The sequence below is a fragment of the Paenirhodobacter hankyongi genome (assembly GCF_003664585.1).
GTDB classification, from domain to species: Bacteria; Pseudomonadota; Alphaproteobacteria; order Rhodobacterales; family Rhodobacteraceae; genus Rhodobacter; species Rhodobacter hankyongi.
The window spans coordinates 187,974-203,419 of the sequence record NZ_RCHI01000007.1 but is presented as its reverse complement, the minus strand read 5'-3'; the positions used below and the strand labels follow the sequence as shown (position 1 = coordinate 203,419).

At 69.9% G+C, this 15,446-nt stretch carries 15 protein-coding genes and 1 tRNA gene; 5 read left to right on the top strand and 11 right to left on the bottom strand.

Annotation, left to right across the window (positions count from 1 at the left end):
* Positions 1-6: 6 nt before the first annotated feature.
* From DYS74_RS09880 to DYS74_RS09870, 3 genes are all read right to left on the bottom strand, one after another.
* Complete coding sequence (locus tag DYS74_RS09880; RefSeq protein WP_121533325.1) at positions 7-1,584, bottom strand: Re/Si-specific NAD(P)(+) transhydrogenase subunit alpha; 1,578 nt, start codon at positions 1,582-1,584, stop codon at positions 7-9.
* A 278-nt stretch (positions 1,585-1,862) separates the two neighbouring features.
* On the bottom strand, positions 1,863-2,330 hold the full coding sequence (locus tag DYS74_RS09875; RefSeq protein WP_245965250.1) for a methyltransferase family protein: 468 nt from the start codon (positions 2,328-2,330) through the stop codon (positions 1,863-1,865).
* 14 nt (positions 2,331-2,344) lie between these two features.
* A complete protein-coding gene (locus DYS74_RS09870; protein ID WP_121533323.1) occupies positions 2,345-2,872 on the bottom strand; it encodes a hypothetical protein in 528 nt (175 codons plus the stop codon).
* Positions 2,873-3,003: 131 nt separating this feature from the next.
* Here DYS74_RS09870 and moaA point away from each other — a divergent pair, with 131 nt between their 5' ends.
* The gene (gene moaA, locus DYS74_RS09865; protein ID WP_121533321.1) at positions 3,004-4,020 is read left to right on the top strand and encodes a GTP 3',8-cyclase MoaA; all 1,017 of its coding nucleotides are present in this window, start codon (positions 3,004-3,006) and stop codon (positions 4,018-4,020) included.
* Between the two features lie 84 nt (positions 4,021-4,104).
* Positions 4,105-4,512: a universal stress protein gene (locus DYS74_RS09860; RefSeq protein WP_121533319.1), complete on the top strand. Its 408-nt coding sequence runs from the start codon at positions 4,105-4,107 to the stop codon at positions 4,510-4,512.
* Between the two features lie 111 nt (positions 4,513-4,623).
* Here DYS74_RS09860 and DYS74_RS09855 read toward each other — a convergent pair whose 3' ends face one another.
* A complete protein-coding gene (locus DYS74_RS09855) occupies positions 4,624-5,802 on the bottom strand; it encodes an FAD-dependent monooxygenase (RefSeq protein ID WP_121533317.1) in 1,179 nt (392 codons plus the stop codon).
* Between the two features lie 103 nt (positions 5,803-5,905).
* Positions 5,906-6,328 carry an RNA polymerase-binding protein DksA gene (dksA, locus tag DYS74_RS09850; protein WP_121533315.1) on the bottom strand — a complete coding sequence of 141 codons (423 nt, stop codon included), beginning with the start codon at positions 6,326-6,328 and terminating at the stop codon, positions 5,906-5,908.
* A 192-nt stretch (positions 6,329-6,520) separates the two neighbouring features.
* Between dksA and DYS74_RS09845 the strand changes: the two genes are divergently transcribed.
* Positions 6,521-7,366 carry an AAA family ATPase gene (locus DYS74_RS09845; RefSeq protein ID WP_121533313.1) on the top strand — a complete coding sequence of 282 codons (846 nt, stop codon included), beginning with the start codon at positions 6,521-6,523 and terminating at the stop codon, positions 7,364-7,366.
* Between the two features lie 266 nt (positions 7,367-7,632).
* Positions 7,633-7,706 (top strand) — tRNA-Gly (locus tag DYS74_RS09840).
* Positions 7,707-7,729: 23 nt separating this feature from the next.
* Here DYS74_RS09840 and DYS74_RS09835 read toward each other — a convergent pair.
* Positions 7,730-8,818, bottom strand: coding sequence for a PQQ-dependent sugar dehydrogenase (locus DYS74_RS09835; protein ID WP_121533311.1), 1,089 nt, complete (start codon positions 8,816-8,818; stop codon positions 7,730-7,732).
* A 107-nt stretch (positions 8,819-8,925) separates the two neighbouring features.
* Between DYS74_RS09835 and DYS74_RS09830 the strand changes: the two genes are divergently transcribed.
* Positions 8,926-9,276: a RidA family protein gene (locus DYS74_RS09830; protein WP_121533309.1), complete on the top strand. Its 351-nt coding sequence runs from the start codon at positions 8,926-8,928 to the stop codon at positions 9,274-9,276.
* 142 nt (positions 9,277-9,418) lie between these two features.
* Here DYS74_RS09830 and DYS74_RS09825 read toward each other — a convergent pair whose 3' ends face one another.
* From DYS74_RS09825 to hypC, 5 genes are all read right to left on the bottom strand, one after another.
* On the bottom strand, positions 9,419-10,585 hold the full coding sequence (locus DYS74_RS09825) for a M20 aminoacylase family protein (RefSeq protein ID WP_121533307.1): 1,167 nt from the start codon (positions 10,583-10,585) through the stop codon (positions 9,419-9,421).
* A gap of 64 nt (positions 10,586-10,649) precedes the next feature.
* The gene (locus DYS74_RS09820; RefSeq protein WP_121533305.1) at positions 10,650-11,987 is read right to left on the bottom strand and encodes an NAD(P)/FAD-dependent oxidoreductase; all 1,338 of its coding nucleotides are present in this window, start codon (positions 11,985-11,987) and stop codon (positions 10,650-10,652) included.
* A gap of 939 nt (positions 11,988-12,926) precedes the next feature.
* Positions 12,927-13,949, bottom strand: a complete 1,023-nt coding sequence (gene hypE / locus DYS74_RS09815) for a hydrogenase expression/formation protein HypE (RefSeq protein WP_121533303.1) — start codon at positions 13,947-13,949, stop codon at positions 12,927-12,929.
* A gap of 73 nt (positions 13,950-14,022) precedes the next feature.
* The gene (gene hypD / locus DYS74_RS09810) at positions 14,023-15,159 is read right to left on the bottom strand and encodes a hydrogenase formation protein HypD (protein ID WP_121533301.1); all 1,137 of its coding nucleotides are present in this window, start codon (positions 15,157-15,159) and stop codon (positions 14,023-14,025) included.
* Positions 15,156-15,446 carry a HypC/HybG/HupF family hydrogenase formation chaperone gene (gene hypC / locus DYS74_RS09805; protein WP_121533299.1) on the bottom strand — a complete coding sequence of 97 codons (291 nt, stop codon included), beginning with the start codon at positions 15,444-15,446 and terminating at the stop codon, positions 15,156-15,158. The genes hypD and hypC overlap by 4 nt, the downstream gene beginning before the upstream one ends.

Sequence of the window (15,446 nt, the reverse complement as noted above, 5' to 3'; positions counted from 1 at the left end):
CCCCGATCACGATTTCTGGAACATGGCGAGCATCCGCCGGGTGACGAGGAAGCCGCCGACGATGTTGACCGTGGCGATCAGCACCGAAAGCGCAGCGAGGACGACGACCAGCCAGCTACCCGAACCGACCTGCAGCAGCGCACCGAGGATGACGATGCCCGAGATCGCGTTCGTCACCGCCATCAGCGGCGTGTGCAGCGAATGCGACACGTTCCAGATCACCTGGAAGCCGACGAAGCAGCTCAGCGCGAAGACGACGAAATGCGACATGAACGAGGCCGGCGCGACCGAGCCCACGAGCAGCAGCAGCGCCGTGCCGATGGCCAGCAGCATCACCTGCTGCCGCGTCGCCTTGCGGAAGGCCTCCTTCTCGGCCGCCTTGCGCTCCTCGGGGGTCGGCTCCTTGGCCTTCTCCTTCGGCTTGTGCGCGGCGATCGCCTTGATCTTGGGCGGCGGCGGCGGGAAGGTCACCGCGCCCTCGAAGGCCACGGTGGCGCCGCGGATCACGTCGTCTTCCATGTTGTGGACGATGACGCCATCCTTGCCGGGCGTGAGATCGGTGATCATGTGGCGGATGTTGGTCGCATAAAGCTGCGAGGCCTGCGTTGCCATCCGCGAGGGGAAGTCGTTGTAGCCGATGATCGTGACGCCGTTCTCCGAGACGATCTTCTCGCCCGGCACGGTCAGGTCACAGTTGCCGCCACGTTCCGCCGCAAGGTCGACGACGACCGAGCCGCGCTTCATCGCGGCGACCATGTCGGCGAGCCACAGCTTCGGCGCGTCGCGGCCCGGGATCAGCGCTGTGGTGATGACGATGTCCATGTCGGGCGCAAGCTCGCGGAACTTCTTCAGCTGCGCTTCGCGGAACTCGGGGCTCGAGGGCGCGGCATAGCCGCCCGCCGCAGCGCCGTCCTGCGTCTTCTCCTCGAAGTCGAGATAGACGAATTCGGCGCCCATCGATTCGATCTGCTCGGCCACTTCGGGACGGACGTCGAAGGCATAGGTGATCGCGCCAAGCGCGGTCGTCGTGCCGATCGCGGCCAGACCCGCGACGCCGGCGCCGACGATCAGCACCTTGGCCGGCGGCACCTTGCCCGCCGCCGTCACCTGCCCGGTGAAGAAGCGGCCGAAGTTGTTCGCGGCCTCCATCACGGCGCGATAGCCCGCGATGTTCGCCATCGAGCTGAGCGCGTCCATCTTCTGCGCGCGCGAGATCCGCGGCACCATGTCCATCGCGATGAAGTTCGCGCCGGTTTCCTTCGCCAGTTCAAGGCGATCGGGGTGCTGGCCGGGGTAGAAGAACGAGATGACGGTCTGCCCCTTGCGCAGCCAGCCGTGTTCCTCGTCGGTGACCAGCGGGCGCACCTTGACGATGAAATCGACCTCGGCGAAGAGCTCCGCCACGGTCGGGATCACGGTGACCCCGGCCTTGCGATAGGCCTCGTCCGAGAAGCCGGCGGCGTCGCCCGCCCCGGCCTCGATGAAACAGGTATGCCCCAGTTTTTGCAGCTGCAGCGCGGAATCAGGGGTCATCGCGACGCGCGATTCCCCCTCGAACGTCTCTCTCGGAGCGCCGATCTTCACGTGTTTCTCTCCCATGATTGCCCCCGGACCAATTTCAGCCGGGGGACACAAACGTGGCAAAATCTCCTTAGCACCGCGCAATAAAGTTTCACAAGTCGCAGGTGCCATGGAATCCTTGGAAAAAAGTCGCAGGCAACATAAGTGAATACACTTGCACGGAGTCCCGTGCAGGTTTCTTCGTTCGCGATCAACACCTTGCTTTGCCCGAACGCAAGCCCCTCACGCTGCGGCTGCAGCATCGGGGCCCGGAGAATTGTCGCTGCGACGTTGCGGCGCAGTCACAGCCAGCGCCGGGTGCGGGCGCAATAGGCCGCATAGTCGGCCCCGAAGGCCGCGCCGATCCAGGCCTCTTCGGCACGGATGTAGCGGCGGGTGATGAAGGCCATGAAGACCGGCACCAGCACCAGTGCAAGGCTTGCGCCCCACCACAGGTCGAGCCCGGCAAGCAGGATCGCATCGGCCAGATAGATCGGGTTGCGCGACAGGGCGAAGACACCGCCGGTGACCAGCGCCGCGGGCCGGCGCCGCGGAATCACCGTCGTGCGGTGAACCGCCATCTGCGCTGCCGCGAGCCCCATCAGCACAACCGCCGCGCCGATCAGACCACCGCCAAGCGCCCGTCCGAAGGGCAAGGGCAGCGGCACGAGCCGGCCGATCGCCCAGCTTGCCAGCGCGAAAAGCGCCAGCCACAGCGGCGGGATGTCCGCCTCGCGCAGAAGGTCGGCACTGGATCGGTGGCGCGCCACGGCCTCCAGCCCGCTCAGCTGCGCCAGACCACGATCTGCGCGAGATCGGAGGGCGCAAAGCCCAGAAGCCGCAGCGCGGCAAGCGAGATCTGCGAGCCGGCGTTGCGGTCGCCCACCAGCGGCAGCAGGTCGACCTGAACCGAGGCGCCAGTCTTCGGATCCTCGAGCCGGCCCTTGCCCGGGGCCTCGACCAGCGGCGTGCGGATCCAGAAGCCCGTCGCCGTCGGATCGCCGAGGCTGGCCACCGTGGTGCCAAGCCGCATCTCGCCCGGGATCGCGACGACGCCATTCGCCGCGATATGCGCGGCCGAGGTGGTGGTCGCCGATTCGGGCACGCCCGATTGCGGCACCGAGCCCGGCATCGGTCCGGCCTGCGGCGAGGGCGAGGCCTGCGACAGCGGCATCACGTCGACCGAGCCCGGATCGGGCAGCGTGCCGGTCGCGGTCTCGGCGGCGTCGACCGGCTTTTGCGCCGCCTTGCCGCCGCCACATCCCGCCAGCGCGATCGCCAGAACCGTGATCGCCACACCCGTCCGCTTCATGCCTGCCTCCGCACAGAAATCCGGCGCAGACTAGGGGGTGGCGGGAGACACTGCAACAGGGGCGCGACATCGCGCACGCGGATGTGCGCGCGCGCTTGCCGGGCCGGGCATCGCGCCCTATCTGGGCGCGCATGGAAACCGCGCCCCTGCCCCTCATCGACCCTTTCGCACGACCGATCACCTATCTGCGGGTGTCGGTCACCGATCGCTGCGACTTTCGCTGTACCTATTGCATGGCCGAGCACATGCAGTTCCTGCCGAAGAAGGAGCTGCTGACGCTCGAGGAGCTCGACCGGCTGTGCACGGGCTTCATCGGGCTTGGCGTGCGCAAGCTGCGGGTGACCGGGGGCGAGCCGCTGGTGCGGCGCGGCATCATGGGCTTCTTCACCGCGGTGGCGCGGCATCTGGAGACCGGCGCCCTCGACGAGCTGACGCTGACCACGAACGGCTCGCAGCTCGCGCGCTTTGCCGATGACCTTGCGGCCCTTGGCATGCGGCGGGTGAATGTCTCGCTCGACACGCTCGATGCGACGAAATTCGCCGAGATCACCCGCTGGGGCCGGCTCGATCCGGTGCTCGAGGGGATCCGCGCCGCGGCCCGGGCGGGGATGCGGGTGAAGATCAACACCGTGGCGCTGAAGGGCTTCAACGAGGACGAGCTTTTCGCCCTGGTCGACTGGTGCGGCGCCGAGGGCCACGACCTGACCTTCATCGAGGTGATGCCAATGGGCGAGATGGGCGAGGAACAGCGGCTCGAGCAATACTGGCCGCTGACCGACCTGCGCGCGCGGCTGGCCGAGCGTTTCACCGTCACCGAGACCGGGGAACGCTCGGGCGGGCCGGCGCGCTATGTGCGGCTGAGCGAGACCGGCCAGCGCATCGGCTTCATCACGCCGCTCAGCCACAACTTCTGCGAAAGCTGCAACCGGGTGCGGGTGACCTGCACCGGCGAGCTGTTCATGTGTCTGGGCCAGGAGGACAGCGCCGATCTGCGCGCGCCGCTGCGCGCCCACCCGGACGACGACGCGCCGCTCGTGGCGGCGATCCGCGCTGCCATCGCGCGCAAGCCGAAGGGGCACGATTTCGACTATTCACGCACCCATGTTTCGGGTCAGATGAGTCGTCACATGAGTCACACCGGCGGCTGAGCCGCCGCGTGGCAAGATGACCCAGATCAAGGCGCGCGGCCAAGGGAGAGTCCAGTCTCGCGCCGGACCAAAGGAGAATTCTCGATGTATTCCAACATCATCGTCCCCCTCGCCTTCGACGAGGACCACAACCCCGACACCGCGCTGAACGTGGCGCGCACGCTCGCCTCGGACGGCGCGCGGATCACCCTCGTGCATGTCATGGCCGATGTGCCGGGCTATGCCATCTCCTACATGCCCGAGGGCTACGGCGCCGAGCTGCGCAAGACGCTGCAGGAGCAGCTCGACGCGCTGGCCGATGATTTCGAGGCCGGCGCCGGCGTGATCCGCCAGGGCAATGCGGCGAACGAGATCCTCGACCTTGCCGAGGAGATCCAGGCCGACTGCATCATCATCGCCTCGCACCGTCCGGGCTTTGGCGATTACCTGATCGGCTCGACCGCGGCGCGGGTCGTGCGCCACGCGCCCTGCTCGGTGATGGTGCTGCGCTGAGGCGGAAACAGGGAGGGGGCGCCGCCCCCTCTTTTGCCTGACGGCAAAATTCACCCCCGAGGTATTTCGGGCAAGGAGAAAGCAGGGGCCGAGGGCAAGCGGGGGGCAGGCTCAGACGCCCGCACCGCCGGTGACGTCGTGGCCATAGACCCAGTCGAAGCGGCCAAGCAGCTTGCCCGGCACCAGCGTCGAGAGGGTGCGGATGCCGAGATGCCCCACCGTGCGGGTCAGCCCCGAGAGGTGGTAATTGCGTGCGTTGCGGTTTGCCGCCTCGACGATGCGCGCACAGCGCGGGGCCCGCGCGGCCTGATAGGCGGCGAGCGCGGCACTGTCCTCGGTGTGCTGCGCCAGCGTCTCGGCCAGAACCCAGGCATCCTCCATCGCCATCACCGCGCCCTGCGCAAGGAAGGGCAGCGTCGGATGCGCGGCATCGCCGAGCAGCACCGCGCCCTCGCCCCACCAGCGCCCGGCGACCGGGTGGCGGAAGAGGCCCCACAGGCCCGGCGCCTCGACCTGCGCCAGCCAGTCCTGGACCTGCGGACAGAACTCCTCGAAGGCCGCGCGCAGCGTCAGCGGATCGTCGGTGAGGCTCCAGCTTTCCTCGACCCAGCGGCGGCGCTCCTCGACCGCGACGATGTTGCGCAACCCGCGGCCGAGCGGATAGCTGACCAGGTGCCTGCCCGCGCCCATGAAGACCTGTGCCACCTTCGGCGCGGCATCGTCGCAGGGGATGAGCGCGCGCCAGGCGACCTGATGGGTGAAGAAGGGGGCGACCGCGCCATTCAGCGCCGCGCGGACCTTCGAATGCAACCCGTCGGCACCGATCAGCAGGTCGGTCTCGATCTCGGTGCCCTGCGCGGTGGTCAGCCGCGGCGCGCGACCGGCGGCGAGATCGACGGTGTCGATCTTCTGCAGCAGGCGGATCTGCACGCCCGCCGCGCGCGCGCCCTCGGCCAGCAGCTCGATCAGCCGCGCGCGGTGCAGAAAGCGGTATTCGGCGCCCGGCCGCAGCCGTGCGAGGTCAAGCCGTGCCACGCGCGAGGCCGTCTCGCCGTCGATCAGCTCGACCGCCTCGGCGCGCGGGCCCGCGGCCTCGAAGGCCTCGCCAAGGCCGAGCGCACGCAGCACCCGCGCCCCGTTCGGCGAGATCTGCAGCCCCGCCCCCACCTCGCGGATCGCCTCGGCCTGTTCGAGAACGGTGACCTCGGCGCCGCGCAGCGCCAGGGCGCGCGCCACGGTAAGCCCCGCCACACCGGCCCCCAGCACGGTGATCCTGCGTCCGATCAGCATGGTTCCTCCAGAAACGACTGCACCGGCACCATCGGGGTGCCGGTGCGAGCTGTCCTTGCGCGACATCAAATCCGGGGCACCCCGCCGCCGGGACCCGCCGCGATCAATCGTCGCGATGCACGCGCTCGCGCCGCTCGTGGCGCTCCTGCGCCTCGAGCGTCATCGTCGCGATCGGGCGCGCATCGAGCCGTTTCAGGCTGATCGGCTCGCCCGTCATCTCGCAATAGCCGTATTCGCCATTGTCGATCCGCCGCAGCGCCGCGTCGATCTTCGCCACCAGCTTGCGCTGCCGGTCGCGGGTGCGCAGCTCGAGCGCGCGATCGGTCTCTTCGCTCGCGCGGTCGGCGAGGTCGGGCACGTTGCGCGCCGATTCCGCCAGGCCTTCAAGCGTTTCCGCGGATTGTTCGAGGAGCTCGTGCTTCCAGGCCTGCAGCTTGCGGCGGAAGTATTCGAGCTGCCGTTCATTCATGAACGGTTCGTCCTCGGCGGGGCGATAGTCATCCGGTAGAAAGATTTCGGCCTTCATTTCTGCCCTCACTCTTCTGCCGTCCCGCAAGTCCGGCAGATTCCCTGCCCAAAATTCATGGCGCGCTCATACCGCAACGCCGTTGGGATGTCACGCCCCCGTTTTCACCGCGCCTCTTCCGCCCCACCGGTTGCGGCGCGCCCCGCGCACCGCTAGGCTCCGCTCCCGTGCCACAGCCAGCGGAGTTCGCCCGTGCGTTTCCAGTCGACCGACAGCTACGTCGCCCCCGAAGACCTGATCGTCGCGGTCAATGCCGCCGTGGCGCTCGAACGGCCGCTGCTGGTGAAGGGCGAGCCCGGCACCGGCAAGACCGAACTCGCGAAACAGGTGGCGCAAAGCCTGGGTCTGCCGATGCTCGAGTGGAACATCAAGTCGACGACGCGCGCGCAGCAGGGGCTTTACGAATACGACGCCGTCAGCCGGCTGCGCGACAGCCAGCTGGGCGAGGCGCGGGTGGCGGATGTGCGCAACTACATCCGCAAGGGCAAGCTGTGGCAGGCCTTCGAGGCCGAGGGCAAGGTCGTGCTGCTGATCGACGAGATCGACAAGGCCGACATCGAATTCCCGAACGACCTGCTGCAGGAACTCGACAAGATGGAGTTCCACGTCTACGAGACCGGCGAGACGGTGCGGGCGCGCCATCGCCCGGTGGTGATCATCACCTCGAACAACGAGAAGGAACTGCCCGACGCCTTCCTGCGCCGCTGCTTCTTCCATTACATCAAGTTCCCCGAGGCCGAGGTGCTGAAGGCGATCGTGCGGGTGCATTTCCCGGGCATCAAGGAGGCGCTGCTGACCGCCGCGCTGACGCAGTTCTACGAGATCCGCGAGACGCCCGGGCTGAAGAAGAAACCCTCGACCTCCGAGGTGCTCGACTGGCTGAAACTGCTGCTGGCCGAGGATCTGGCGCCCGGGGACCTGAAGAAGGAGGGCGCGACCCTGCTGCCGAAGCTGCATGGCGCGCTGCTGAAGAACGAGCAGGACGTGCATCTGTTCGAGCGGCTGGCCTTCATGGCGCGCCGCCAGCCCGGGCGCTGAGCGCGGCCCACCGGGTGAGCACGAACCGTCGCAAGGCGGGCGCTGCCCCCCTCGGCCTGCGGCCTCACCCCCCGGGATATTCGCAGCAATTGGAAGCACAGGACCGCTCTCGTCTTCCAATTGCCCCAGATATCCCGGGGGTGAATTTTCCGAAGGAAAAGAGGGGGCAGCGCCCCCTGCCTTCCGCCCCGGGCCGGGCCGCGAAAATCCCGCGCAAGGCCGCTTGACGGCGCCCGGCACTTGGCTTAGGTCTGCGCCTGCACCATGCGGGTATGATGTAATGGTAGCCTGTCAGCTTCCCAAGCTGAACGCGCGGGTTCGATTCCCGCTACCCGCTCCAGCCCCCCCTCCGGTCACAGCCCTTCACTCGGAAAGTGGCACCAGACGGTAAAGCGCGCCCTCCTCGGCATCGCTGATGATCCAGACATGGCCCGCGCCGTCGACCGCCACGTCGCGCACCCGCATGCCGAGATCCCAGCGGTCGAGCTGGGACGTGCCATCGGGCGCGACGCGGACCAGCCCCTCGCCGCGCAGCGCGCCGATCAGCAGCGACCCCGTCCAGTCGGGAAAGTCGTGCCCGGCATAGACCGCAAGCCCGGCGGGCGCGATCACCGGTGTCCACCACAGCACCGGCGCGGCCAGATCGGGGCGGGTGTAGTGGTCGGGGATCGGCCAGCCGGAATAGTGATCGCCGTTCGAGACGAGCGGCCAGCCATAGTTCCGCCCGGGCTCGATCCGGTTCAGCTCGTCGCCGCCGCGCGGGCCCATCTCGTGTTCCCACAGCGTGCCATCGGGGGCGAAGGCGAGGCCGTAGGGGTTGCGATGCCCCTCGCTCCAGGTCGCGGCGCGGGTCGGGCTGCCGGTGAAGGGATTGCCCGGCGCGGGCTGCCCCTCGGGCGTCAGGCGCAGGATCTTGCCGCGCGGATTATCGGGCTGCTGTGCGGTGTCGGGCTGCATCCGGTCGCCCACCGACAGATAGACCATCCCGTCCGGCCCGAAGGCGATGATGCCGCCGGGTTGCCCCTCGCCGCCCGGGCTCTGGCGCCAGAGCGGGGTGAGCTCGGTCAGCCGATTGCCCGCGAGCCGCGCGCGGGCGAGCGTCAGCGCGTTGTCTTCCGCGACATAGCTGAGGAAGACCCGCCGGGTGGTGACGAAATCGGGCGCGGCGGCGATGTCGAGAAGGCCGATCTGGCCCTCGTAGCGCACCGCGGGCAGGCCGCGGATTTCCTCCGCCTGCCCGTGCGAGACCTGCCACAGCCGCCCCCCCTTGCCGGTGACGAGCAGATCGCCGCCGGGGAGTGGCGCAATCGCCCAGGGCAGCGTGAGCGGCACCACCCGTTCGAGCCGGAACGGCGCCTCGGCGCGCGCCGGCAGGCCGCCCATGTTGCCCGGCTCCTGTGCCAGCGCCGCGCCGGTCATCAGCAGCACTGCCACGATCCATCCCAATCGCATCGCGCCCTCCGTTTGCGGGCAGTCTGGCACGGCGGGCCGCGCTTTGCACCCTTCCCCTTGGCCCTGCCCGCCGCTATCACGCTGGGGCACAACCACAGGAGGGCCCGATGGCCGGGATCGAACGCATCGAATGCGGCGCGCGGATGAGCGGCGCCGTCGTCTACAACGGGCTTGTCTGGCTGGCAGGCCAGGTCGGCACCCCGGGCGCCAGCGTCACCGAGCAGACGAAAGACGCGCTGGCCGAGGTCGACCGGCTGCTGGCGCTGGCCGGTTCGGACAAGACCCGGATCCTGAGCGCACAGATCTGGCTCGCGGACATGGCCGATTTCGCCGAGATGAACGCGGTCTGGGATGCCTGGGTGCCGCAGGGCGCGACGCCCGCGCGTGCGACCGGCGAGGCGAAGCTGGCCGCGCCCGGCTATCGCGTCGAGGTGATCGTCACCGCCGCGCAGGCCTGAGCCGGTCGAGGGGGCGCTGCCCCCTCGCGCCTTTGGCGCTCACCCCCGGGAGATTGGGTGCGATTGGAAGGGGAAAGGTCGCTTTCGCCCGCCGTCGCGGCAGATCGGCCGGGGGGTTTCTTTTGCGCAAGGCGCGGCGCCGTCACTCCAGCGGCAAGCGGGTCTCGATCATCCCCGCATACCAGCTTGCGCCGAAGCAGATCGCCTCGTCGTTGAACTCGTAACCGGGGTGATGGAGGATGGCGCTGTCGCCATTGCCGACGAAGATATAGGCGCCCGGCCGCGCGTTCAGCATGTAGCTGAAATCCTCGGCCGCCATCTGCGGCGGGAAGTCGGTGTCGACCGTGCCCGCAACCGATTGCGCAACGGCGATGGCGGCGCGGGTGGGCTCGGGCGCGTTCACGGTCGCCGGATAGCCCGGCATCCAGTCGAGCGCAGCCGTCGCCCCCGCCGCCTCGGCGGTCAGCGTGGCGATGCGGCGCAGCTGCGCCTCGGCCGTCACGCGCAGATCGGGATCGAGGGTGCGCAGCGTGCCGCGCAGCTCGGCCGTCTGCGGGATCACGTTATAGGCCCCCGTCCCCGCCCGCAGCGTGCAGATCGACAGCACCACGGGCGACAGCGGGTCGGTCAGCCGCGAAGCCACCGTCTGCAGCGCAACGACGATCTGACTTGCCACCAGCACCGGATCGACCGCCTGATGCGGTTTCGCCGCATGGCCGCCGCGGCCGGTCACGGTGATGCGGAACTGGTCGCAGGCCGCCATCACCGCCCCCTCGCGGATCGCGAATGTGCCGAGCGGCACCCCCGGCCAGTTGTGCATGCCATAGATCTCGTCGATGCCGAAACGCTCCATCAGCCCGTCGCGCACCATCTCGTCGCCGCCGCCGCCGCCCTCCTCGGCGGGCTGGAAGACCAGCACCGCGGTGCCGTCGAAGGCGCGGGTCTCGGCCAGGTATTTCGCCGCGCCGAGCAGCATCGCCATGTGGCCGTCATGGCCGCAGGCGTGCATCTTGCCGGGCGTGGTCGAGGCATGGGGCAGCCCCGTCTCCTCCTCGATCGGCAGCGCGTCCATGTCGGCGCGCAGCCCGATCGCCCGGCCCTGGCTGTCGGTGCGGCCGCGGATCACTGCGACGACACCCGAGCGGCCGATCCCCTCGACCACCTCGTCGACCCCGAAGCCGCGCAGCAGCCCCGCCACCCGGCCCGCGGTGCGCGGCAGGTCGAACATCAGCTCGGGGTGGGCGTGGAAATCGCGCCGCCAGGCGATGATCTCGGGCAGCAGTTCGGCGAAACGGTTCTTCACGGGCATCGGGCACCTCCAGACGCGCCAGCCTGCGGCAGAAGCGGCGCGCCGGCAAGCCCCTGACGCGCCGTCAGAAGGTCGGGCCGAGATCCATCTTCGTGCCGTCCGAGAAGCGGGCAAAACGGAAGCGGCGCAGGTCGTGGCCGGTGTCGCGGCCAAGCATCCGCGCCGCCATCACCCGCCCGATCGCCGGGCCGATGCCGAAGCCATGCCCCGACAGGCCCGTGGCGATGAAGAGCCCGGGCACCGGGCTTTCGTCGAGCACCGGCACGGTGTCGGGCATCACGTCGATCATGCCGGCCCAGGACCGGATCAGCCGCGGCACGCCAAGCGCCGGGAAGGCCCGGGCAAAGCCCGCCTGCACCTCCTTCAGCCGCGCCAGGTTCGGCGCGGGGTCGAGGACGCGCAGCCGCTCGAACGGGCTTTCCTCCTCCTCGCTCCAGTGCCGGGGCGTCGTCCAGCCATCGGGCCAGCCGCGCCCGGGCGCCCAGGGGCGCAGCCGGGTCTTCGCACCGTCGCGGCGAAGCTGCGGGAGATAGCGGGCGAGGTTCCGGAACGCATCGGGGCCGATGTAGAAATCGTGCCAGGTGCCCGAGGCAAGGGTGTAGCCGCCGTCAACCCGGCGCCGCCAGGCGAAGATCTCGTCGGTGGCCGAGACCTGCGCCACCTCGGGCAGCGGTTCGGTCTGCGCGACGGTCGAGCGCACGGCGAGCTGCGGCAGCCGCACCCCCTCGCGCGCGGCCAGAAGCGACGACCAGGCGCCGCCGGCCAGAAGCACCTGCGGCGCGGTGATCCGGCCCAGTTCCGTCACCACGCCGATCACCCGCCCGCCGGCACGGTCGAGCGCGCGCACCGCGCAATTCTCGACGATCTCGACGCCCGCGGCGACGGCGAGGCGGGCAAGCAGCGGCACCGCCACCCAGGGCTCGGCGCGCGCGTCGGACGGCGTGATCAGCCCCGCGGCCCAGCCCGCGGTTGCAGAGAGCGCCGCGAGCTCGGCGCGCGACATCAGCCGGCTTTCAAGCCCGTGCTCGGCCGCCAGCCGCACCCAGGCCTCGTAGCCCGCAGCCGATTTCGGGTCATGCGAGAGATAGGCGACACCCGCGCGGCGAAAGCCAAGCTCGGGGCCGAGCTGCGCCGCGAATCCCTGCCACAGCTCCAGCGCCTCGAGCATCAGCGGCAGCTCGGCCGGGTCGCGGCCCTGGGCGCGGATCCAGCCCCAGTTGCGGCTCGACTGCTCGCCCGCGATGCGCCCCTTTTCGCACAGCACGACGCGCTGCCCTGCCTGCGCGAGATAATAGGCCGTCATCACCCCGGCGATGCCGCCGCCGATCACCACCACGTCGGCCTGCGCCGGCGGCGGTCCCGGGTAAACGACGCGCTCCGCCTCGGAAATCACGAATGCCATCTGTGCCCCCTGCTGTGCCGCCCCGAAGCTCGCGCCACGGCGGGCCCACGTCAAGCCCGATGCCGCAGCGCGGCACAATCTGTCTCCCGCGGCCCACGCCGGGTTGGCTGGGGCCGGGGCTGCGGCCCGGGGAAGCGGCGCGTCCGCGCCGACCTGGCCATCACCTTTGCGACGCGCCGGAGGAGGCCGAGATGATCGCCTGCCTCGCCCGCGGCGTCATCTTGCGCACCGAGACCGGCACGGCGCTGCCCCGCGGGCGCGGCAGGCGGCCGCATTCCGTGCCCCCGGCCGCGCGAGGGGCTCGAATACCGGCTCGAAAGCTTCGCCCGACCCCGCAAGATCGCCCGGATCCTCCCTTCGCTCTTTTTCCGAGCAGGAGGGCGTCGCCGGCCCATATCCACGACGCGCTCTCGAAGGGGCAAGACCTGCTCCGCGTCTCATCGGCCGCGGCCGCGCCGATGCCGCGCAATTCGCCGCGGCGAAGCGCTTCTTCGTGCGGCGGCCGCAAAACCACGTGGTGATCTGGAACGACGGGTCGCGGGTGCGCGCGGTGAGCCAGCCGCCCAGCGACAAGACAGGTGCACCATCATGTTCGACAGCAGGCCGACGCCCGCGCCGATGCGGCGGATATCGGACAGGTCCCCGGGCGCGGGGCCGGTCCCGCGGGGCTCCGTCACCGCGAAACCGCCGTCCGAACTCGACGCGCTCATGGCCGCCGCCGACCACGCAGGTCATCTCGCACCGCAGGAAATCATGCAGCCGGTCGTGCGGCCTGCGCACCCCACCCTCGATCGCAGGCCACGGGTGATGACGATCGCGTCGCGTTCCGACCACAGGTTGTTCGCGGGCCGCCGTGGGCAGCCCCTCGGGCCAGAAGGCGGCACGCACCGCGCGGGCAAGTTCCGCCGGGACACAGCAGCCAGTTTTCGCGCCGCGCACTCAGCAGATGCGCGGCAGCTGCTCGCCCACCAGCATGTCGACGATCCGCGCCCCGCCGAAGGCCGTGCGCATCCGCACCTGTCCCGGGTGCGCCGCAACCGCCGCGCCGATGATGCAGGCGCCCTGCCCCTCGGGCCGCGCCCGCATCGCGGCGAGTGCCGCCTCGGCCTCGTCCCCGGGCACGAAGACAACCAGCCGCCCCTCGTTCGCCAGGTAGAGCGGATCGAGCCCGAGGATCTCGCACATGCCCGAGACCTCGGCGCGCAGCGGCAATGCCTCTTCCGAGATCTCGATGCCGCAGCCCGCCGCCGCCGCGATCTCGTTCAGCGCCGAGGCAAGCCCGCCCCGGGTCAGGTCGCGCGCCGCCCGCGCCCCGGGCGCCGCCGCCAGCACCGCCTCCATCAGATGGCCAAGCGCCGCGCAATCGCTTTCAAGTGCCGTCGACAGGGCCAGATCGCCGCGCGCGGCCAGGATCGTCGCGCCATGATCGCCGAGCACCCCGTTCACCAGCGCGACATCGCCCGGCCGCACCCGGCCCGCGCCCATCTCGCGCCCGGGCGGCACCACGCCCACCCCGGCGGTGGTGACAAAGACCCGGTCACAGGCGCCGCGCCCGACGACCTTGGTGTCGCCGGTGACGATCCGCACGCCGGCGGCCTCGGCCTCGCGCGCCATGGTGGCGACGATCCGGCGCAACAGCGCGATCTCGGTCCCCTCCTCGATCACGAAGGCGGCCGACAGCCACAGCGGCCGCGCGCCGCAGACCGCAAGATCGTTCACCGTGCCGCAGACGGCGAGCTTGCCGATGTCGCCGCCCGGAAACTCGAGCGGCGTCACCACGAAACCGTCGGTGGTGAAGGCAAGCCGCGCGCCGGGCTCGGCCAGCGCCGCGGCGCTCAGCTGCGCGGCATCCTCCATCCCGGGCGGTTCGAAGACGGCGGTGAAGACCTCCTCGATCAGATCGCGCATCGCCGTGCCGCCACCACCATGGGCCAGCGTCACCCGTTCATCCCGCAATGCCATTTCATCTTGCTCCAAATACCTCGGGGTCCGGGGGCAGCGCCCCCGGCGGGTCGGGGGCGTCACGCCCCCGAACTCATTCCGCCGCCGCCCGCGCCCCGCCATATTGCCAATAGGCCGCACAGGCGCCCTCGCTCGACACCATCAGCGCGCCCAAGGGCATCTCGGGGGTGCAGCCGCGGCCGAATTGCGGGCACTGCACCGGCTTCATCCGCCCGGTCATCACCGCCCCGCAGGCGCAGCCCTCGGGATCGGCAAGCTCGGTGCGCACGCCGGCATAACCCACACCGAATTTCTCCTCGGCGTCGAAGGCCCTGTAGGCCGGCCGGATGCGCAGCCCCGAGGCGTCGATCTCGCCCAGCCCCCGCCACTCGAAGGAGGGCCGCTTCTCATAGACATCGGCGATCGCGGCAAGGCTGACGGCATTGCCATGTTCGGGCACGACGCGGGCATATTGGTTCTCGACCTCGGCCCGCCCCTCGGCGATCTGGCGCAGCACCATCATCACCGATTGCAGCAGGTCGGTGGGCTCGAACCCCGCGACCACAATCGGCTTGTGATAGTCGCGCGCGATGAAGTCGTAAGGGTGGATGCCGATCACCATGCTGACGTGACCCGGCCCGATGAACCCATCAAGCCGCATGTCGGGGTCTTCAAGCAGCGCCCTGATCGGCTCGGGCACGGTGATGTGGTTGCAGAAGACCGAGAAATTCGCCAGCCCCTCGCGTGCCGCCTGCTGGATCGCCAGCGCGGTCGAGGGCGTCGTCGTCTCGAAACCAAGGCCGAAGAAGACGACCTCGCGTTCGGGGTTGCGGCGGGCAAGTTCGAGCGCATCGAGCGGCGAATAGACCATGCGGATATCGGCCCCCGCCGCCTTCGCCTGCAACAGCGAGCGTTTCGAGCCCGGCACCCGCATCGCATCGCCGAAGGTGGTGAAGATCACCCCGGGCTTCTCGGCGATCTCGATGCACTCGTCGACGCGCGCGCGCGGCAGAACACAGACCGGACAGCCCGGGCCATGCACGAACTCGACCCCCTCATGCACCAGCTTGTCGAGCCCGTAGCGGAAGATCGAATGGGTGTGGCCGCCGCAGATCTCCATGATCGCGACGGGCTTCTCGCGCGTCGCGCCGATCCGGTCGGCCAGTTGTGCAATCTCGGCCAGCAGCGCCTTCGCGGCCTTCGGGTCGCGGAATTCGGAGGCGAATTTCATGCCCGTCCCTCCAGCGCCGCGTCACCCTCGGCCATCTGTGCAAGCGCCTCCTGCGCCTCGCCCAGATCGTGGAGCGCGGCCAGGGTCTTTGCCGCCTCCTCCTCGTCGATCAGGCTCATCGCGAAGCCGACATGAATGAGCGCCCAGCGGCCGAGCAGATCCTCGAGCGGCCCCTCGGCCACGCAGGCCACGTTCACCTCGCGCCGCACCCCCGACACGTCGGCCATCGCCATCAGCCGCCCCGCATCGGTGATCGCCACGATCTGTCCCGGAATCCCAAGGCACAT

What these genes read in the sequence shown, in the direction of transcription:
- dksA (WP_121533315.1), bottom strand. Translation starts at nt 6,328, where the DNA reads ATGAAGGCCGAAATCTTTCTACCGGATGACTATCGCCCCGCCGAGGAC.
- DYS74_RS09855 (WP_121533317.1), bottom strand. Translation starts at nt 5,802, where the DNA reads ATGCTGATCGGACGCAGGATCACCGTGCTGGGGGCCGGTGTGGCGGGG.
- hypD (WP_121533301.1), bottom strand. Translation starts at nt 15,159, where the DNA reads ATGAAATTCGCCTCCGAATTCCGCGACCCGAAGGCCGCGAAGGCGCTG.
- DYS74_RS09860 (WP_121533319.1), top strand. Translation starts at nt 4,105, where the DNA reads ATGTATTCCAACATCATCGTCCCCCTCGCCTTCGACGAGGACCACAAC.
- hypE (WP_121533303.1), bottom strand. Translation starts at nt 13,949, where the DNA reads ATGGCATTGCGGGATGAACGGGTGACGCTGGCCCATGGTGGTGGCGGC.
- DYS74_RS09825 (WP_121533307.1), bottom strand. Translation starts at nt 10,585, where the DNA reads ATGCCCGTGAAGAACCGTTTCGCCGAACTGCTGCCCGAGATCATCGCC.
- hypC (WP_121533299.1), bottom strand. Translation starts at nt 15,446, where the DNA reads ATGTGCCTTGGGATTCCGGGACAGATCGTGGCGATCACCGATGCGGGG.
- DYS74_RS09830 (WP_121533309.1), top strand. Translation starts at nt 8,926, where the DNA reads ATGGCCGGGATCGAACGCATCGAATGCGGCGCGCGGATGAGCGGCGCC.
- DYS74_RS09870 (WP_121533323.1), bottom strand. Translation starts at nt 2,872, where the DNA reads ATGAAGCGGACGGGTGTGGCGATCACGGTTCTGGCGATCGCGCTGGCG.
- DYS74_RS09820 (WP_121533305.1), bottom strand. Translation starts at nt 11,987, where the DNA reads ATGGCATTCGTGATTTCCGAGGCGGAGCGCGTCGTTTACCCGGGACCG.
- DYS74_RS09835 (WP_121533311.1), bottom strand. Translation starts at nt 8,818, where the DNA reads ATGCGATTGGGATGGATCGTGGCAGTGCTGCTGATGACCGGCGCGGCG.
- moaA (WP_121533321.1), top strand. Translation starts at nt 3,004, where the DNA reads ATGGAAACCGCGCCCCTGCCCCTCATCGACCCTTTCGCACGACCGATC.